This is a genomic window from Flavobacterium sp. GW823-FHT06G12, assembly GCF_058794775.1.
The window spans coordinates 22410-42035 of record NZ_JBXAHE010000003.1 but is presented as its reverse complement, the minus strand read 5'-3'; the positions used below and the strand labels follow the sequence as shown (position 1 = coordinate 42035).

General features: G+C 32.5%; 15 protein-coding genes. 11 read left to right on the top strand and 4 right to left on the bottom strand.

Annotated features, from left to right (window positions below; genetic code table 11):
- Window positions 1-46: 46 nt before the first annotated feature.
- The 8 genes from AC1Q5Z_RS13040 to AC1Q5Z_RS13005 all read left to right on the top strand — a co-directional run bounded on the left by AC1Q5Z_RS13040 (window position 47) and on the right by AC1Q5Z_RS13005 (window position 12496).
- On the top strand, window positions 47-298 hold the full coding sequence (locus AC1Q5Z_RS13040; protein WP_286968515.1) for a hypothetical protein: 252 nt from the start codon (window positions 47-49) through the stop codon (window positions 296-298).
- A 23-nt stretch (window positions 299-321) separates the two neighbouring features.
- Window positions 322-897 carry a hypothetical protein gene (locus tag AC1Q5Z_RS13035; protein ID WP_286968516.1) on the top strand — a complete coding sequence of 192 codons (576 nt, stop codon included), beginning with the start codon at window positions 322-324 and terminating at the stop codon, window positions 895-897.
- 105 nt (window positions 898-1002) lie between these two features.
- On the top strand, window positions 1003-1848 hold the full coding sequence (locus AC1Q5Z_RS13030; RefSeq protein ID WP_343584469.1) for a hypothetical protein: 846 nt from the start codon (window positions 1003-1005) through the stop codon (window positions 1846-1848).
- A gap of 162 nt (window positions 1849-2010) precedes the next feature.
- Window positions 2011-4842, top strand: coding sequence for an excinuclease ABC subunit UvrA (gene uvrA, locus AC1Q5Z_RS13025; RefSeq protein WP_492445167.1), 2832 nt, complete (start codon window positions 2011-2013; stop codon window positions 4840-4842).
- Window positions 4843-4865: 23 nt separating this feature from the next.
- Window positions 4866-5732 (top strand): toxin-antitoxin system YwqK family antitoxin, encoded by an 867-nt coding sequence (locus AC1Q5Z_RS13020; protein ID WP_492445165.1) that lies wholly within the window; start codon window positions 4866-4868, stop codon window positions 5730-5732.
- A gap of 392 nt (window positions 5733-6124) precedes the next feature.
- Window positions 6125-6853 (top strand): LOG family protein, encoded by a 729-nt coding sequence (locus AC1Q5Z_RS13015; protein ID WP_111425481.1) that lies wholly within the window; start codon window positions 6125-6127, stop codon window positions 6851-6853.
- A gap of 289 nt (window positions 6854-7142) precedes the next feature.
- Window positions 7143-9890, top strand: a complete 2748-nt coding sequence (locus AC1Q5Z_RS13010; protein ID WP_492445163.1) for a gluzincin family metallopeptidase — start codon at window positions 7143-7145, stop codon at window positions 9888-9890.
- A 191-nt stretch (window positions 9891-10081) separates the two neighbouring features.
- Window positions 10082-12496 carry an alpha-ketoacid dehydrogenase subunit alpha/beta gene (locus tag AC1Q5Z_RS13005; protein WP_492445161.1) on the top strand — a complete coding sequence of 805 codons (2415 nt, stop codon included), beginning with the start codon at window positions 10082-10084 and terminating at the stop codon, window positions 12494-12496.
- Between the two features lie 190 nt (window positions 12497-12686).
- On the opposite strand, the gene kdsB is transcribed toward AC1Q5Z_RS13005, so the two are convergent.
- Both kdsB and AC1Q5Z_RS12995 read right to left on the bottom strand, forming a co-directional pair.
- On the bottom strand, window positions 12687-13421 hold the full coding sequence (kdsB, locus tag AC1Q5Z_RS13000; RefSeq protein WP_343584482.1) for a 3-deoxy-manno-octulosonate cytidylyltransferase: 735 nt from the start codon (window positions 13419-13421) through the stop codon (window positions 12687-12689).
- 3 nt (window positions 13422-13424) lie between these two features.
- Complete coding sequence (locus tag AC1Q5Z_RS12995) at window positions 13425-13949, bottom strand: hypothetical protein (protein WP_492445159.1); 525 nt, start codon at window positions 13947-13949, stop codon at window positions 13425-13427.
- 112 nt (window positions 13950-14061) lie between these two features.
- Here AC1Q5Z_RS12995 and AC1Q5Z_RS12990 point away from each other — a divergent pair, with 112 nt between their 5' ends.
- Window positions 14062-15399, top strand: coding sequence for an outer membrane protein assembly factor BamB family protein (locus tag AC1Q5Z_RS12990; protein ID WP_492445157.1), 1338 nt, complete (start codon window positions 14062-14064; stop codon window positions 15397-15399).
- Between the two features lie 73 nt (window positions 15400-15472).
- On the opposite strand, the gene ygiD is transcribed toward AC1Q5Z_RS12990, so the two are convergent.
- Together ygiD and AC1Q5Z_RS12980 are read right to left on the bottom strand one after the other, a co-directional pair.
- Window positions 15473-16303, bottom strand: coding sequence for a 4,5-DOPA-extradiol-dioxygenase (ygiD, locus tag AC1Q5Z_RS12985; protein ID WP_343584489.1), 831 nt, complete (start codon window positions 16301-16303; stop codon window positions 15473-15475).
- A 162-nt stretch (window positions 16304-16465) separates the two neighbouring features.
- Window positions 16466-17875: an ATP-dependent DNA helicase gene (locus tag AC1Q5Z_RS12980; protein ID WP_492445155.1), complete on the bottom strand. Its 1410-nt coding sequence runs from the start codon at window positions 17873-17875 to the stop codon at window positions 16466-16468.
- 280 nt (window positions 17876-18155) lie between these two features.
- Between AC1Q5Z_RS12980 and AC1Q5Z_RS12975 the strand changes: the two genes are divergently transcribed.
- Together AC1Q5Z_RS12975 and AC1Q5Z_RS12970 are read left to right on the top strand one after the other, a co-directional pair.
- Entirely contained in the window at window positions 18156-18977 is an 822-nt protein-coding gene (locus AC1Q5Z_RS12975) for a DUF3822 family protein (RefSeq protein WP_198856256.1), read from the top strand.
- Window positions 18974-19582, top strand: a complete 609-nt coding sequence (locus AC1Q5Z_RS12970; protein WP_198856257.1) for an RsmD family RNA methyltransferase — start codon at window positions 18974-18976, stop codon at window positions 19580-19582. The genes AC1Q5Z_RS12975 and AC1Q5Z_RS12970 overlap by 4 nt, the downstream gene beginning before the upstream one ends.
- The last annotated feature ends 44 nt before the right edge of the window (window positions 19583-19626 follow it).

The following is a 19626-nucleotide window of genomic DNA, read 5'->3' as shown; positions in this document are numbered from 1 at the left end:
TTAAATGTTCTTCTATTTTTGCGTTTTAACCCTTTAATTTTAAAATATGCCAAATTTTTATTGTGAATACTGTGGTACTAAAACATCAAGCATTTCAAGTTTAACTGCAAGTTCTTGCTCGCGCCATCCGCTTGGTTCTGGAAAAGGAAAACATAAACTTTATGAAGGTTCAGAAAAAACAAAATATAGCTGCAAATACTGCGGTACTTCAACTTCAAGCATTTCAAGCCTAACAGCTAGTTCATGTAGCAGACATCCAGATGGATCTGGAAAAGGAAAACATGCGCCAGCGCTTTAATAATCCAAAAAAACTAGATAACCATGGAAATTATAATAATATCAATTGTAAGCACTTTAATCTTAACAACATTAGTTTGGATAATATTCTTTAAAAACATTCAAACCAAGCTAACTCATGACAAAGAAAAATTATCGATAGAATTATTCAACTTAAAATCTAACATTGATTTTGAAGTAAATAAAAAACTTGAAGAAAAAGTTATTCTATTAAATGAGCAGATTCTTGAATTAAAAAATAAATGCATTACTATCGAAAGAGAATCTTATGAGAAAGGAAAAAAAGATGCTGCTGCAGAATTTGAGAAAGACTATTTTGTCAACGTCATTCCTTACAAAGAAACTTATGAAGCCGATAGAGAGTATATAATTTTTGGCAAAAAAAATAAATATGTAAATGTTGGTTTCCAACGCCAGTTATTTGTAAAAGGAATTCCAGTTTTTGACCCAGTATATTCTTTTGTTGAAAAATATGAATTTAACGAATTTAAACTTAATGAGGAAGCAATTAACAGACTAGTTAATAATGCGATTAAAGCAATTGCTCCTCAAGCAGGATCTTTTATTAAAGTTGCAGATGATATAATGGATAAAAAATAAAAAGCCCATATTCAAAATTAAATATCTTCTTAATCTCTTTTCCAAACAAATCAGCTCAGGATTCTCAATGAAAAGTTTAGATATAAACCAATAATTAGAAAAAAAATGACAAAAAAAATAGTATTAGCACTTATATTTCTGCTTGCATTATCAACACACAGTCAAACAAAAAAACAAACACCATCTCTGGAAGTCAAAGTTAAAAACTATGTAAAATGGTTTGAATCGCTACCAGATTACAAAAAACGCGAAGAATCTATAATATTAGTAAATAAACTTAATAATATGTCTCCACATGATAAAGGCATATGGTTAGCTTTGATGACTAAATACAGCACTAAAGAATCAAAAAAAAATGTTGCTGACAGCTTATCTAATGATGGTGTCAAAAAGAAATTATTAGCAACATTAAAAAGTTATAACATACAAAATAACGAAAAAATAGATACTATAATAATTATCCGAGCAACTACTGGCAAAGAGAGGACATTTGAAAAAAATGCAGAAACAATAAAAAAAATTGCTGATCTAAAAGCCATTATTGCTCTCGCTGAAAAGAAAATGGATAGTATTGGAGGAGATGTTGACTTTCATTATCACAATGGCAACACCATCTATATGAATGCTTATCATAATGCTAAAAATGCTAATTATGAGCTTCCATTTTTGAGAGATGAGATAATACTTTACAGAGGCACTGGAGATGACAATTGGAATTCTTATCTAAAAGATCTTTACGAAGTAGAAGTACAAGTGAAAACTCCTCACATACTGACAGATGAAGAATTAGATAGCGGAATAACAAGTACAACAAAATTTGATAAGAAGAAATTTATCTATATTGCCAAATTTGTAAAAGGTTACAATTATTATGATGGTAAAATACGTGATGATAAATCAAGCTCATTTAGTATCAATGAAAAGCAACAAAAAGAGAATTATGATGATTGAAAAATAGTTTTAGATCGTCAAAAAATAACATTTTAACTTAACTGAATATTAAAAACGCTAGTTCAAACTAGCGTTTTTTGTTACTAATTGTAACATAAAGTTTTGCTATCGAGCACAAAAAGAACAAATCAAAGTGGTAACTTTGCGTTTTTGCTCAAAATTATGTTAGATAAAGACAATACTATTGAAGTTCTTGGTGCAAGAGTTCATAATCTAAAAAATATCGATATATCTATTCCGCGTGAAAAACTGGTTGTAATTACTGGTTTATCAGGTTCGGGAAAATCTTCTTTGGCATTTGATACGATTTATGCCGAAGGACAGCGTCGTTATGTTGAAACTTTTTCAGCTTACGCGAGGCAATTCCTTGGCGGTTTAGAGCGTCCAGACGTTGACAAAATCGACGGACTTTCTCCAGTTATTGCAATTGAACAAAAAACAACCAGTAAAAGTCCGCGTTCTACAGTTGGAACCATTACTGAAATTTACGATTTCCTAAGGCTTTTGTACGCACGTGGCGCAGATGCCTACAGTTATAACACAGGCGAAAAAATGGTTTCGTACTCTGATGAACAAATCAAAGATTTGATTATTCAGGATTACAACGGAAAACGCATTAATATTCTAGCACCAGTAATTAAAGCTAGAAAAGGGCATTACGCCGAATTATTCCAACAAATTACCAAACAAGGATTCTTAAAAGTTCGTGTAAACGGAGACGTTCAGGATTTGGTTGCCGGAATGAAACTGGATCGTTACAAAACACACGATATCGAGATTGTTGTAGATAGAATGGTGATTGAAGACAATCCAGATACTCAGAAAAGATTATCTGAAAGCATCAATACCGCGATGCATCACGGCGAAGATGTCTTAATGATTTTAGATCAGGATTCTAATGAGGTTCGTTATTTCAGTAGAAATTTAATGTGTCCAACAACAGGAATTTCATATCAAAATCCAGAGCCAAATTTATTTTCGTTCAACTCTCCAAAAGGTGCTTGCCCGCATTGCAACGGATTAGGAACTGTACACGAAATCAACGTTAAGAAGATTATTCCGAATCCGAAATTATCTATAAAAGCTGGTGGTTTTGCTCCGCTTGGCGAATACAAATCGTCTTGGATTTTCAAACAATTGGAAACTATTGGAGAAAAGTTCGGATTTAAAATAACCGATCCAATCGAGAAAATTCCGCAAGAAGCAATGCAAATGATTTTGTATGGCGGAAAAGATAAATTTTCTATCAACTCAAAAGATCTTGGCGTTACAAGAGAATATAAAATCGATTTTGAGGGAATTTCTAATTTCATTAAAAATCAATATGACGAAAGTGCCACAACAAGTATAAAACGTTGGGCAAAAGATTTTATGGACGAAATTAATTGTCCTGTTTGCGATGGCTCACGTCTTAAAAAAGAAGCATTATTTTTTAGAGTAAATGAAAAAAATATCACCGAATTGTGTGATATGGATATTTCAGATTTAACAGCTTGGTTTCAAGATTTAAATAGCCATTTGACAGAAAAGCAGCTTTTAATTGCATCTGAAGTTGTAAAAGAAATCAAAGACCGTTTGAACTTTTTGATGAATGTCGGTTTGAATTATCTGGCTTTAAGCCGAAGTTCAAAATCGCTTTCTGGTGGTGAAGCGCAGCGTATTCGTCTGGCAACTCAAATTGGTTCACAATTGGTTGGAGTTTTATATATTTTGGACGAACCTAGTATTGGTTTACACCAAAGAGATAACGAAAAATTGATTCATTCTCTAGAACAATTACGCGATATCGGAAACTCAGTTATTGTGGTAGAACATGACAAAGACATGATCGAAACCGCTGATTATGTAATTGATATTGGTCCAAAAGCTGGTAAATATGGAGGAGAAATCATCAGCATAGGAACTCCAAAAGAAACTTTAGCTTCAGACACTATTACCGCTCAATATTTGAATGGTAAAATGAAATTTGATATTCCGAAGAAAAGAAGAAAAGGAAATGGCAAATTCTTGAAATTGACCGGAGCAACAGGAAACAACCTTAAAAACGTTTCAATTGAAATTCCGTTAGGTAAGATGACTTGCGTTACAGGAGTTTCTGGAAGTGGAAAATCGACTTTGATTAATGAAACGCTTTATCCGATTTTAAATGCGTATTATTTTAATGGAGTAAAGAAACCGCAGCCTTATAAAAAGATTGAAGGTTTAGAACATATCGACAAAGTAATTGATATTGACCAAAGTCCGATTGGAAGAACGCCGCGTTCAAATCCTGCAACGTATACCGAAGTTTTTACAGAAATCAGAAATCTATTTACCATGACTTCTGAAAGTATGATTCGTGGTTACAAAGCGGGACGTTTTAGTTTTAACGTAAAAGGCGGACGTTGCGAAACTTGCGAAGGTTCTGGTGTAAGAACAATCGAAATGAACTTCTTACCAGACGTTTATGTAGAATGTGAAACTTGCCAAGGAAAACGTTTTAACAGAGAGACTTTAGAAATTAGATATAAAGGAAAATCAATTTCTGATGTTTTAGATATGACGGTTGATGAAGCGGTTCCGTTTTTTGAAAATATTCCGAAGATTTATAGAAAAATCAAAACCATTCAAGATGTTGGTTTAGGTTATATTACACTTGGTCAGCAAAGCACAACGCTTTCTGGCGGTGAAGCGCAACGTATTAAATTGGCGGGAGAATTATCTAAAAAAGATACTGGAAATACATTTTATATTCTAGACGAACCAACAACAGGTTTACACTTCGAAGACATTCGTGTTTTGATGGAAGTAATCAATAAATTGGTTGATAAAGGAAATACCATTCTAGTAATCGAGCATAATATGGATGTTATAAAACTTGCTGATTATATTATCGATATTGGTCCAGAAGGCGGAAAAGGCGGCGGTCAATTGGTTGCCAAAGGAACACCAGAAGAAGTGGCTCAGAATAAAAAGAGTTATACAGCTAAGTTTTTGAAAAAAGAATTGGAGTAAAAATTAGCCCCCAATACATCAATATGAAAAAAAATATAGCTTTAATTTTCTTTCTTATATCTACATTGGTCTCTTGCAATAAAAAAACCGTCATTGATAAAGAAATAGAAAGTTTAGAAATCAGACCTGCGAATTTTACTAATATTGATACGGTATTTTATAAAAATCATAACATAAGATCTTTAAGATTAATTACAACGCCAACTGAATATATCGATATATCGTTTTACGAGTCTGGAAAGAAAAAATCAATTGGTCCTGTAAAAAATCATCAGTGTCACGACAAATATATTGATTGGTATGAAAATGGCAAACTTAAATGGACAAGAGACTACAATTACGGAAATCAAATTGGGAAAAGCATTGAATACGATGAAATTGGAAATCTTAAGCAACAATTTGATAATACAACAAACGAATCAACAACTTATTGGAAAAATGGTAAACCAAAATTAAAATTTATCGAAAATGGCTCGCATTATTATTTCTATCAGAACGGTAATTTAAAGGAAAAATTCGCTCCTATTAATAAAGACGAATACTTCGTTGAATATTATAATGAAAACGGAGAAATTAAGTTTTCAGGAAAATACAAACACAATCTATTATACAAGGAAAATAAAAAATTCGACGGGAAAATAATTTGCTATTTCAAGAATGGTAAAATATCACATTTTGAAGAGGTTCTTAATGGAATTCCAGTTGGCAAATTTTATAGTTATTACGGAAATGGAATTTTAAAATTTGAAAGCAAAGTCGAAAACGGAAAAGAGCTTTACCACAAACAATATTACGAAAATGGAAAAATCTATTTTATCCGAGATGCTATCAAAAATACATTTTCTCAATGGGACGAGAATGGAAAAAAAATAGAAGAAAACCTAGATTAAATTGCAACGTCAATCAATTAAGCTATTGTATATGTTTTGTGGATTCTTATAATAATTTAAGAAAATCATTTGATCCAATCAACTGATAATGAATCAAAAAAACTAAATTTGATTATTATCACAACATTACTTTTGGATTATAATTACTGCTTTTTGTAACAATTCTAGAAAAAAGCGTTAATTTAGTGTCCGCTTTTTTTGAAAAATCCATGCTTTTTTAAAGAAAACATGTTTCAATTAAACCAAATGTTTATTTGAAACCAACTGCCCTAGCCCTGATGGGAGCGGCATCCTTTTGTGGCGGGGTTCGCCACAAAAGATATAGCGGACAGCAGGAAATAGCTCCTTCTTCCGTTTACATAGAAATATAATAATAAATTAAAATACCTAAAATGAGATTAGAAGATTTTGATAATGATGAAGATAAAGTAATTCAGGATCGTTTGAAACAAAGAACGTGGAATGAAATTAAAACCAATGACAGCTGGGCAATTTTTAAGATTATGTCTGAGTTTGTAAATGGTTACGAAGCAATGGGACGTATTGGCCCTTGTGTTTCTATTTTTGGATCGGCGAGAACAAAACCAGAGGATAAATACTATCAATTGGCAGAAAAAATTGCTTATAAAATCAGTAAAGCAGGTTACGGTGTGATTACAGGAGGTGGTCCCGGAATTATGGAAGCTGGAAATAAAGGTGCACATTTAGGTGGTGGAACTTCGGTTGGTTTAAATATTGAGCTTCCATTTGAGCAGCATTTCAACCCGTATATTGATCATGATAAAAACTTGAATTTCGACTATTTCTTTGTGAGAAAAGTAATGTTCGTAAAATATTCGCAAGGATTTGTGGTTATGCCAGGAGGTTTTGGAACTTTGGACGAAATGTTTGAAGCTATCACTTTGATTCAGACTAAGAAAATTGGAAAATTCCCGATTATTTTGGTTGGAGTTGAATTCTGGTCTGGACTGATTGAATGGGTTAAAACCGTTTTGGTTGAAAAAATGCATACAGTAAGCCCAGAAGATTTAAATTTATTTAAAATTGTAGACACAGAAGACGAAGTTGTTGAAGCTTTGGATAAATTCTACAAAAAGTACGATTTAAGTCCGAATTTCTAATTTTCGAACCATATAAGTGATATAAGCGTAGCGTTTAAAGCAATCTTTTTAAATGAACTTATATCACTTATATGGTTAAAATATACTGCAAATACGCAAAAATTGAAAGCTGTTTTTTTAAACAGCTTTTTTTATACTATTTTTACAAAAATCCGTAACTTCAATATGTCCGTAACGTAAGTATATCTGATAATTTTTAAGCCATTATTTGAAAGCACTTTATAAAATTATTTGCCTCTTTTTAGCTTTATCATTTTCGATAAAACTAACTGCGCAACATCTCTCTAAGATGGAAGTGGCAGTGAATCTTGAGCTTAAAACACTGAACGTTAAGCAAGATATTACATATCATAATACAACAAATGATACGCTGACTACGATTGTTCTAAATGACTGGAACAATGCTTTTGCCGACAAAAACACGCCTTTGGCAAAACGTTTTTCTGATGAATTTTACAAAGGTTTCCACTTAGCTAAAGCTGTCGATAGAGGAAAAACAACAATCATCAATTTAACTGAAACTAATTTTTCGGCTTTAGAATGGGAAAGAAGCGCCCAGAATCCTGATTATATTGTTGTCAAACTGGATCGTAAACTTTTTCCGAACGAAAAAATTGACCTGCACCTTAATTACATTGTAAAAATACCAAACGATAAATTCACTCGTTTTGGTTTTGATCAAAATGGCGGAATGGCACTAAGAAACTGGTTCTTAAGCCCTGCTCGCTTTGAAAATGGTCTTTTTGTAAAATACAACAATTTTAATCTAGATGATATCGCGAATGCAGTGAGCGATTATGAGGTCGAAATTAAAATTCCGAACCAGTATTCTATTACTACCGATTTAAATTCCATTTCAAAAGACACGACCAATCAAACCTATAGCATTTACTCTTTTTCAGGAAGAAACAGAACCGATTTTAGCCTTTATATCGAAAAACAAAATAGCTTTAGAACGTATGATAATGGCTATTTACTTGTAGAAACTAATCTAAAAAACAAAAAAATAGATGAATTTCAGAGAGCTATTATAATCAACCGAGTGGTTTCTTACGCTGAAAAAGTTATTGGCAAATATCCGAATGAAAAAATAACGGTTTCTCAGATCGATTATGACAGAAATCCGTTTTACGGATTAAATCAGCTGCCTTCATTTATTAGTCCGTTTGAGGACGATTTTATATTTGAAATTCAGTTTTTAAAGACTTTTTTAAATAATTATCTCAAGAATAGTCTTCGTTTAGACCCAAGAAAAGACAATTGGGTTTATGACGCCATCCAGATTTATACCATGATGAATTATATGGAAGAACATCATCGTGATGAAAAAATGCTGGGAAAACTGTCTGACATGAAACTCTTTAAAAGTTATAATATTACAAATCTAACTTTTAATGAGCAATACAGCTATTACTATATGCTAATGGCACGTAAAAATTTGGATCAGCCATTGGGAGATCCGAAAAATACGCTAATCAAGTTTAACGAACAAATTGCCAGTAAATACCGCGCTGGTTTAAGTTTGAGTTATCTAGACGATTATCTTAATCACGATATTGTTCCAAAAAGCATCAAAGAATTTTATAACTTGAATCAATTTGGTCAGTCTAATCGTTATGATTTTGAAAAAATTTTAACTCAAAAAAGCTCAAAAAATATCGATTGGTTCTTTAAAACCATTATCGATTCAAGAGATATTATCGATTATAAATTTTCTCACGTTTCGAGAACAGCAGACAGCATAAAGTTTTCTATTAAAAACAAAACTGGAATATATGCTCCTATTCCGATTTACGGAATTAAAAAGAAAGAAGTTGTTTTTAAAGAGTGGATTGAGCCTAAAACAAAAGATTCTGTTTATGAACTTAGCCGAAAAAATGCAGACAAAATTGTAATTAATTATAACAATGAAGTTCCAGAATACAACCAAAGAAACAATTGGAGATCTTTAAAACATGTTTCGCTGAATCGTCCTTTAAAATTTAATTTTTCAAAAGATTTAGAAGACCCAGATTACAATCAGATTTTATATATCCCAACATTAAATTACAACTATTATGATGGTATAACGCCTGGAGTTCGTTTTCATAATAAGACCATTTTAGACAAACCTTTTAATTTTGATATTAACCCAGCTTATTCAATTAAAGCGGGTACGATTTCTGGTTCATCGGCTTTTTCATGGAATCAGAATTATAGAAATAGTACTTTATATAATGTTCGTTATTCTATTAGTCAAAATTATTATCATTATGCACCAGATGCCACTTATTTGAAGTTAAATCCAATGGTGCAGTTTCGCATTCGTGAAAAAGATTTTAGAGATAATCGAAAACAATACATTCTAGCACGTCAGGTTATTGTAAATCGTGAAGAGAGTGCTTATATAACAGATAACTCGCAACCCAATTATTCTATTTTTAATGCCCGTTATGGAAATACTAAAACAGAATTAATCAATCATTTTAGCTTTATGACCGATTTGCAGCTTTCTAGCGGATTCGGAAAAATGTCTGGAGAGGTGGAATATAGAAGGTTATTTGAAAACAATAAAAAGTTAAATTTAAGATTGTATGCAGGAACCTTCTTGTACAACACAACAAATTCAGATTATTTTAGTTTTGGATTAGACCGCCCAACTGATTATTTATTTGACTATAATTTGTTTGGTAGATCTGAAAGCACTGGATTTTTTAGCCAGCAGTATGTTATTGCCGAAGGTGGTTTCAAATCGCAATTAGAACCAGCATATGCCAATCAATGGATAACGACTTTAAATGCCAGTTATGCCATATGGAACTGGGTAGAACTATATGGAGACATTGGTTTCTTGAAAAACAAGCATCAAAGCGAGTTCTTTGCTTACGATTCGGGAGTACGTTTAAACTTGGTTCCAGACTATTTTGAACTCTATTTTCCAGTTTACTCCAATAATGGATGGGAAATATCACAACCTAAATACAATGAAAAAATACGATTTATAATCACTTTCTCACCAAAAACATTAGTTACTCTTTTCACTCGAAAATGGTTTTAATCAAATGAATTTTAAACAAAAACTTACGAAATTATCAACAAAATTAAATTTTATATAAAAATCACATAAATAAAATACGTAGTTTTTTGAATTTGAATACAAATAATTAAATTATATTTAGTTTAAAGAATTATGATTATTGATTGTTTTTAAGTAATTTCGCGACATAAATAACATGACCCTACAAGATTATGATAAAAGAAAAAACCAATACTACACTGACATTTGAAGATTTCAAAACTGAGGTATTGAATGACTATACAATTGCTGTAACAAGCCGCGAATGTAGTCTTTTAGGTCGAAAAGAAGTATTAACAGGAAAGGCTAAATTTGGAATTTTTGGCGACGGAAAAGAAGTTCCGCAGCTAGCAATGGCAAAAGCTTTTAAAAACGGAGATTTCCGTTCTGGATACTACCGCGACCAAACTTTTATGATGGCTATCGGTGAACTAAATGCAAAACAATTTTTTGCCGGTCTATACGGTCATACCGATTTAGCTTTTGATCCGATGTCTGCGGGAAGACAAATGGGCGGACACTTTGTAACACATAGTTTAAACGAAGACGGTTCTTGGAAAGACTTAACTAAACAAAAAAATTCGAGTTCAGACATATCGCCAACTGCAGGGCAAATGCCTAGATTATTAGGTTTAGCTCAAGCATCTAAAATATACAGAGAGGTTGACGGAATCACAATTAAAGATAAATTTTCTGTTAATGGAAATGAAGTAGCTTGGGGAACAATTGGTAACGCAAGTACTTCTGAAGGTTTATTTTTTGAAACGATAAACGCTGCGGGAGTTTTACAGGTTCCGATGGTTATGAGTGTTTGGGATGATGAATACGGAATTTCTGTTCATGCTAAACATCAGACTACAAAAGAAAATATTTCTGAAATTTTAAAAGGATACCAACGCGATGAAGATTCTAAAGGTTATGAAATCTTTAGAGTAAAAGGTTGGGATTATGCTGAACTAGTTTCGACATATGAAAGAGCTGGAGCAATTGCACGTGAAGAACATATTCCTGTTTTAATTCATGTAAACGAATTAACACAGCCTCAAGGCCACTCTACTTCTGGTTCTCATGAACGTTACAAAAGTGCAGAAAGATTGGCTTGGGAAAGAGATTTTGACTGTATTCGCCAAATGCGTTTGTGGATGATTGCTATTAATATTGCTTCTCCAGAAGAATTGGCCGAACTTGATTTTCAATTAAAGAAAGAAGTTTTAGAAGCTAAAAAAGAGGCTTGGAATGCTTTTATTAATCCAATTATCGAAGAGCAAAAAAATCTTTTAGCTTTATTGGAGCAAATTGCCGAAGCAAGCATCAACCATAAAGAAAGAATCAAAAAATTAATTTCTGAATTAGCCGCGATTAAAGCACCTTTAAAAAAGGAATTATTAGTTTACGCTAGAAAGATTCTTCGTTTTATTGAGGTTCCAAACAGTAAGGTTCTTTTATCTAATTGGATTACAAATTTCCTAAACGAAACTCAACAGAAATTCAGCAGCAATCAGCATTCTGAATCTGCTCAAAATATATTTTCAGTAGAAAAAGTTCTTCCTAAATATGCAGAAAATGCAAAACCAGATTTAGATGGAAGAATGATTTTACGCGATAACTTTGATGCTTTATTTGCAAAATATCCTGAAACTTTAATTTTCGGTGAAGATGTTGGAAACATTGGAGACGTAAATCAAGGTTTAGAAGGCATGCAGGAAAAATACGGAGAACTTCGTGTTGCCGATGTCGGAATTCGTGAAGCGACTATTATTGGTCAAGGAATCGGAATGGCTCTAAGAGGTTTACGCCCAATTGCTGAAATTCAGTATTTAGATTATTTACTGTATGCTATTCAGATCATGAGTGACGATTTAGCTACTTTACAATATAGAACGGTTGGAAAACAAAAGGCGCCATTAATCATTAGAACTCGTGGTCACCGTTTGGAAGGAATCTGGCATTCTGGTTCTCCTATGGGAATGATTATCAATGCAATCCGCGGAATTCACGTTTTGGTTCCAAGAGACATGACACAAGCAGCTGGTTTTTATAACACTTTGTTAGAATGTGATGAACCTGCTTTGGTTATTGAATGTTTAAATGGATACCGCTTAAAAGAAAAAACACCGCTAAACTTTGGTGAATTTAAAACACCAATTGGTGTTGTAGAAACTTTAAGAGACGGTTCTGATATTACTTTGGTTTCTTACGGTTCAACTTTAAGATTGGTTATGCAAGCTGCTAATGAATTAGCAGAAAAAGGAATTGAATGTGAAGTTATTGACATTCAATCTTTACTTCCATTTGATGTTAGCAAGGACATTGTAAAAAGTGTCGCCAAAACAAATCGTCTGTTAGTAATTGACGAAGATGTTCCTGGTGGAGCTTCAGCATTCATCTTACAGCAGATCTTAGAAGAACAAGATGCATATAAACACCTAGACAGTAAACCACAGACTTTGGCAGCAAAAGCACACAGAGCTGCATACGGAACTGATGGTGATTATTTCTCTAAACCTTCAGCTGAAGATATTTACGAAAAAGTTTACGACATGATGCACGAAGTAAATCCTTCTAAATATCCAGCTTTATACCAGTAATTAAGAATTTTAGATACTAAAAACGCTCCAAGATTTTGGAGCGTTTTTTTTTTACCCAAAGTAAACACACAGTTTTGTCATTTCGACGAAGGAGAAATCTCCACAATGCAAATCAATCTTTGTCGAGCCTCTTACGGAGATTTCTCCTTCGTCGAAATGACAAGATTGTAGATAATGTTACTCAAATTAATTAAAGATCCTTCAACATAGCTCTCGCTCTCTCCAAATCTTCTGCTGTATCAATTCCAATTCCAACATGAGTTGTTTCAACCATTTTAATGCGTTTTCCAAACTCTAAATATCTTAACTGCTCCAACTTCTCAGAAGCTTCTAAAGATTTCATTGGGAGGCTGTAAAAATCTAATAAAGCTTGTTTTCTAAAAGCATAAATTCCGATGTGCTGAAAGTATCTCACTCCAACATTTTTCTCTCTTGGATACGGAATTACAGAACGCGAAAAATACAACGCGAACTGTGATTGATCTACCACCACTTTTACATTATTCGGATTATTGATTTCCTCTTCATCTGATATTTCACGCATTAGCGAAGCCAAATCAATCTTTTTGTCTGCATCATTTTTAAAAACCGATAAAACCTGTTCTAATGGTCCCGCTTCTGTAAAAGGCTCGTCACCTTGCACATTCACTACAATATCAACATCCAAATTCGCAACGGCTTCTGCAATTCGATCACTTCCAGATTCATGTTCTTTTATGCTCATAATGGCTTTTCCGCCATTAGAAACAATTTCGTCAAAAATCAAATCAGAATCGGTTACGACAAAAACATCATTAAACAAATTTGTCGAAACTGCTGCTTCATAAGTTCTCAGGATTACTGTTTTACCTCCCAAATCCTGCATTAACTTAGCAGGAAAACGAGTTGAAGCATATCGTGCCGGAATTACAGCTATTATTTTCATTTTTTAATTATTTATCAATTTTGAATTTATAGATAAAACTTGACCCTTTTTATCTTGCATTTTTTGAATATCATTTTCTATTACTCGCACCATCTTTTTCGGAAGCCCTTCTATAATATAATCATCTGTATAAAATTCTTTATTATAATACAATTCTCCACCTTCATAACTACTGTCACTAAACGAAAAACAATCTTTTTTTCGATTTTTATACATCTTTACAAATCTTCTTTCAAAATAATACCGATTCAATGGATACTGTTTTATTTCTACTACATTTCCTAGAAAATTTATTTTTTCAACAGTAATTACTTCTTTTTCAGAATCTATTGTAAATTTTAAATTTACTGAAGCAACAAATGCTAATGTACCACAAAGCAAAAAAAATACAAACCAAAAGACCACTGCTATTATCGAACCGCTAAATGCAGAAAATAAAATTATTAGCAATGCTACAATTGCAAAAAATATAAATTGATCTTTTTTTGATGACTGATAAACTTTGACGTTTTCGTTTACTATTTCCATATCATAACAAATATACTATACATCAAGAGCTTTCTAAAATATATTTATAACATATTTCTTAACGCATTGCATTTTAATATCTTATAATATTTTTACTTTTATAAGAAAAAACATGAAGAAAAACTTTACCTTACTCCTGCTCTATTTCTTTTTAATTTTTACTTCTAATACTTTTTCTCAGAACAAATCGGACATTTTAAATCCATTCTCAAATCGGATTTTTCCTGGAAAGGGATATCAACCTATTCAAGATTTAAAATGGAAATTCAAGACTGAAGGAAAAATCTTTTCTTCTCCAATTGTACAAAACGAAACAGTTTATATTGGTAGCGAAGATGGTTATTTTTATGCTACAGATGAAAAATCTGGAACTCTAAAATGGAAATTTAAAACCAATGGCGCTGTTCATAGCTCAGCAAGCCTTTACAATGACATTGTCTATTTTGGAAGTTTTGATGGACATTATTATGCTGTAAATGCCAAAACAGGAAAAGAAATCTGGCGTTTTAAAACCAAAGGCGAACATTGGTACAGCGAAATCGGAATGTGGGGAATGAAACCAAGCGATTTACTTATGGCTGATTTATGGGATTTTTATCTTTCTACACCTGTTATCTACCTAGACAATAAATCGGCGTTAGCAATTTTCGGAAGTAGTGATGGAAATATATATGCCGTTGACGCTAAAAACGGAAGTTTAAAATGGAATTTCCAGACAAAGGCCGCAATACATAGCACTCCTGTTCTAGATAAAAGTACCGTTTATTTTGGCGGTTGGGATGGTATTTTTTATGCTTTAGACGCAAAAACAGGAAAAGAAAAATGGAAGTTTTCTACCGAAATTAAGACTGGCTTTACAGGAATTCAAGCTTCAGCAGCTGTTTCTGATGGCATAGTGTATTTTGGCGCTAGAGATCCTTATTTCTTTGCACTTGATGCTGATACAGGAAAAGTAATTTGGAAGTACAATGCTGAAAATTCATGGATCTTAAGCTCGGCCGTTATTAAAAACAATACTGTTTATGTGGGAACCTCAGATACTTATGCTTTATTGGCTTTAGATGCAAAAACAGGAAAAGAAAAATACCGTTTTAAAGGTAACGGATATGTTTACTCTTCTCCTGCAATTGCTGGAAATACGATTTATTTTGGAGATTTTACCGGAAATTTCTTCGACTTGAATCTCCTTTCTGACGGAAAAGAATCGAATACTATTTCGACAGAAAACAGAAATAAATATGCCGAAAGTATTCTCAATAATAATCTATTAGATTTTGGATTTCTGGCAAAACAAGCTGACTTATCTATTTATTCTGAAAACAAAAGAATAATGGATGAATTTTACAAATTGGGTCCAATCGTCTCTTCTCCATTTATCAATAACAATGTGATTTTTTACGGAAGTGCAGACGGTTATTTATATGCTTATAATTTGAAAAAGGAAAAATAATCTTAACAAATTTCTGCGAAAAAACTTTGCAAATCTTTGTCTAAGTCTATTGCACAAAGATTTGCAAAGTAAATTAAACAATCTTTACAGATGTCATACTCAAAGAACCTGCTAATAATTTGTCATTAAACAGATCTAATTCATCTTTTTTGTCCTTTAAGCCCAAAGTATACAATAACGGGAGATAATGCTCTGGTGTTGGAACTGCCAATTGAACGGCTTTATTTAATTTTTCAAAATCTATTAAAGGCTGAAAATTTCCATCTAACAAATAATTATTTACAATTTCGCGAGCTTCAATTGCCCAATCGTAACCATAATTGTCTTTATCAAAGTTTCTGAAATCGACCATTCTAAGATTGTGGACAATATTACCGCTTCCAATAATTAAAACACCTTTGTAGCGAAGCGCCTGCAGTTTTTGAGCTAATTCAAAATGGTATTGACCCGATTTTGTATAATCAATGCTCAACTGAATTACTGGAACATCTGCATTTGGGTATAAATGCTTGATAACACTCCAAGCTCCATGATCCAACCCCCAATGTTCGTCTAATTCAACCGTGACTGGATTTAGCATCTTTTGCGTCTCAACAGCTAATTCTGGACTTCCTTTTGCGGGATATTGCACATCAAAAAGCGCCTGCGGAAAACCTCCAAAATCATGAATAGTTCTTGGCATTTCCATAGAAGTCACTTTTGTTCCCTTTGTAAACCAATGCGCCGAAACGCATAAAATAGCATTGGGTTGCGGAAGTGTTTTTGCCAAATTACGAAAACCCGTCACAAACTGATTTTCTTCAATAGCATTCATCGGGCTACCGTGGCCTAAAAATAGAACTGGCATTTTATCGGTATTCGAAAACGTTGATGAAATCGAATGTAAGTCGTTTAGTGTTGTCATTGTAAAAAAGATTTTTCTTTTGCCACAGATTAAACGGATTAAAAAGATTTCTTTTTAGAATGCGTTTAAATATCTCTCGCAGATTTTACAGATTACGCTTATTATTACTTGAAAAACAAAATCAAAAAATCTGTGAAAATCCTTTTAATCTGTGGCTAAAATTTACTCTTCAAAACTCTCGTCTTTAAAGCCTATCAAATATAGCTTATTTTTGGCACGTGTCATAGCGGTATAAAGCCATCTAATATAATCAGTATCAATGCCGTTTGGAAGAAATGGCTGTTCAATAAAAACAGTATTCCATTGTCCACCTTGCGATTTATGACACGTTATGGCATAAGAGAATTTAACTTGTAATCCGTTAAAATATTCGTTTTCTTTTACCTTCTGAAATCTCTTGTATTTAGTCGGCTCATCTTCATAATCTTTCATTACTTCGTCGTACAAACGATTTGATTCTTCATAAGTTAAAGAAGGCGATTCGCTTGTTAAAGTATCTAGAATTAAAACCGTTTCAAAAGGTTTTTGCTCTGGATAATCGACCATTCTGATTTTTACTTTCGCAAACTTAAACCCATACAACTCTCTGATTCCGAAAAGTTCTAAAACTTCAATAATATCTCCGTTGGCAATAAATCCAGCTTCATCGGTTTCTTTCAGCCAGAAATAATTGTTTTTTACGACCATTAAAAAGTCACCAACCGAAAGTTCGCTTTCTTTAAATAAAATTCGACTTCTAATTTGCTCATTGTATTGATTTGCACGTTTATTAGAACGGACAATAAAAGCAGTATCTTCAATACTATAATTACTGTATGCTGTATTAATCGCGTCTTGAATGTCGTAACCATCAGTAAGTCGAACGATATCCTTAAACTTCTTGACGTTGAATTTAAATTCTGTTATAAAACTTTCTTTCAGCAATTCACGCAATTCAGTAGCATTGTATAAAATTCCTGAACTTTCTTCCTGACGCATTACTTCGTCCAACTCGATATGTTCAATTTCTTTGTCATAATGAATTCCCAAAGTCTGAATGTCAAGCGCAGGACTTATATCTAAATTTACTGGAGGCAACTGCGCCGTATCTCCCAAAAGAATCATTTTGCAATTGTTTCCAGAATAAACATAATTGATCAAATCGTCTAAAAGCGATCCACTGTCTAATGTGCTATCTGAAATCATCGAAGCCTCGTCGACGATAAAAATGGTGTTTTTATGTTTATTGACTTGTTTAGTAAAAGCCACGCCACCGCCGGATGATTTCTTAGGGAAATAGATTTTTTTATGAATTGTAAATGCTGGATTATTTGAATAATTGGCAATTACTTTTGCCGCTCGTCCTGTTGGCGCCAACAAAACATATTTTTTGTTGATATCGCCAAGATTATTAACAATGGTAGAAATAACGGTAGTTTTTCCCGTTCCCGCATATCCTTTTAAAACGAAAATCGTGTCGTTTTGAGGTTCGGTTAGGAAGATTGCAATTTTCTGAAAAAAAATATCCTGTTTGTAAGTTGGAGCAAAAGGAAATCGTTTTTGTAAAGTACCGTAAAACTGTGCAGAATTCATAAAGTGATATTGAAATACAAAGTTCGCTTTTTTTAATGGCAATGGCAATTTCAAAATTCAATAGTAATTGCAATAAATAGCAAAAAACAATCAATTAGCACCCAAACAAAATATAACTAATTAATTTTCAATTAAATAAACCTTTTCTTAACCTTGTTTTAAACTCAAATCCAAATTGTTTTTTGAAATTGCAATTATAATTGTTCCTTTTTAATTTGTAAGTTTGTGGTCGCTTAAATTCTTTCTTGATTTAAAACAGGTAACGAATTGTAAATCAACTATGTCATTACAAAATACTAACATTACTTCAAAAAATTACAGGAAACTTTCTATTCAGGTTTCTCTGACTGGATTTTCATATTGCTGTTTTGATACTTTAAATAATATCATTACTTCTTTTAAAGAAATAAAGTTTGATACTACTAACAAAACATCTCGAATTGAAGATTTATTCAATGAAGCTTTCAGAAATAATCCTGAATTAAAAAACAATTACGATGAAGTAATGGTTATTCACAACAATAACCTTTCTACTTTTGTTCCGACTGCTTTGTTTGACGAAAATTATTTAGGAAGTTACTTGCAATATACTTCGAAAGTATTCGAAACAGATCATTTTACTTTTGATCAAATCCCAAATTATCAAATGAATTCGGTTTATATTCCGTTTGTGAACATAAACAATTTTCTAATTGACAATGTAGGCTCTTTTGATTATAAACATGCCAATAGTATTTTGGTCGAAAAAATCTTGGATGGCTCACGAAACAACGACGATAAGAAAATGATCGTCAATTTTAATCCAGGAAATTTCGAAATAATCGTTGTGCAAAATCAAAAACTTTTGCTTTTTAATTCATTCGAATACAATACTCCAGAAGATTTTATCTACTATATTTTATTTACGGCTGAGCAAATGAGTATGAATCCCGAAAGTTTCAAATTAGAACTTTTAGGAACTATTACAGAAAACGATCCGTTTTATGCTATAGCTTACAAATATGTGCGCCATATTTCTTTTATAGACGTTTCAAAACTAAAAGAAAGAAATAGTTTTACAACCGCTCAAAATCAAAAACATTATATCTTATTTCAATCATGAGAATCATTTCAGGAAAATACAAAGGACGCAGAATTTTTCCGCCAAAAAATCTACCTGTAAGGCCAACGACTGACATGAGTAAAGAAGCATTGTTTAATGTTTTGAATAACCATTTTAATTTTGATAGTTTAAAGGTTTTAGATCTTTTTTCGGGAACAGGAAACATCAGTTATGAATTTGCTTCACGCGGAAGCGCACCTATTACGTCTGTAGATGGAGATTTTGGATGCGTTAAATTTATCAAACAAGTTTCTTCTGAATATGATTTTGATATTGCTGCAACGAAAAGCGATGTTTTTAAATTTTTAGAAAATTCTAAAACAACTTACGATATCATCTTTGCTGATCCGCCTTACGGATTGGATCAGGCTACTTTTGAAAAAATTGTTCTAACCGTTTTCGAAAGAGATTTATTGGAAGATGATGGAATGATGATTATCGAGCATTCAAAATACACCAAATTGGATCACATGAGTAATTTTTCTTTTCAGAAAAGTTACGGCGGTTCTTTTTTTAGTTTCTTCGAACTAAATTCAACCGATGATGATGAAGAATTGCCTCATGATGATATTACTAAAAAAGAAACCGAAGAAGACGAAGGATAACGATCTTTCTAAAACATAAAAAAATCCCTTGAGAATCAAGGGAT

Coding starts and splice junctions, on each gene's coding strand:
- AC1Q5Z_RS13040 (WP_286968515.1), top strand. CDS start 47: ATGCCAAATTTTTATTGTGAATACTGTGGTACTAAAACATCAAGCATT.
- AC1Q5Z_RS13035 (WP_286968516.1), top strand. CDS start 322: ATGGAAATTATAATAATATCAATTGTAAGCACTTTAATCTTAACAACA.
- AC1Q5Z_RS13030 (WP_343584469.1), top strand. CDS start 1,003: ATGACAAAAAAAATAGTATTAGCACTTATATTTCTGCTTGCATTATCA.
- uvrA (WP_492445167.1), top strand. CDS start 2,011: ATGTTAGATAAAGACAATACTATTGAAGTTCTTGGTGCAAGAGTTCAT.
- AC1Q5Z_RS13020 (WP_492445165.1), top strand. CDS start 4,866: ATGAAAAAAAATATAGCTTTAATTTTCTTTCTTATATCTACATTGGTC.
- AC1Q5Z_RS13015 (WP_111425481.1), top strand. CDS start 6,125: ATGAGATTAGAAGATTTTGATAATGATGAAGATAAAGTAATTCAGGAT.
- AC1Q5Z_RS13010 (WP_492445163.1), top strand. CDS start 7,143: ATGGAAGTGGCAGTGAATCTTGAGCTTAAAACACTGAACGTTAAGCAA.
- AC1Q5Z_RS13005 (WP_492445161.1), top strand. CDS start 10,082: ATGATAAAAGAAAAAACCAATACTACACTGACATTTGAAGATTTCAAA.
- kdsB (WP_343584482.1), bottom strand. CDS start 13,421: ATGAAAATAATAGCTGTAATTCCGGCACGATATGCTTCAACTCGTTTT.
- AC1Q5Z_RS12995 (WP_492445159.1), bottom strand. CDS start 13,949: ATGGAAATAGTAAACGAAAACGTCAAAGTTTATCAGTCATCAAAAAAA.
- AC1Q5Z_RS12990 (WP_492445157.1), top strand. CDS start 14,062: ATGAAGAAAAACTTTACCTTACTCCTGCTCTATTTCTTTTTAATTTTT.
- ygiD (WP_343584489.1), bottom strand. CDS start 16,303: ATGACAACACTAAACGACTTACATTCGATTTCATCAACGTTTTCGAAT.
- AC1Q5Z_RS12980 (WP_492445155.1), bottom strand. CDS start 17,875: ATGAATTCTGCACAGTTTTACGGTACTTTACAAAAACGATTTCCTTTT.
- AC1Q5Z_RS12975 (WP_198856256.1), top strand. CDS start 18,156: ATGTCATTACAAAATACTAACATTACTTCAAAAAATTACAGGAAACTT.
- AC1Q5Z_RS12970 (WP_198856257.1), top strand. CDS start 18,974: ATGAGAATCATTTCAGGAAAATACAAAGGACGCAGAATTTTTCCGCCA.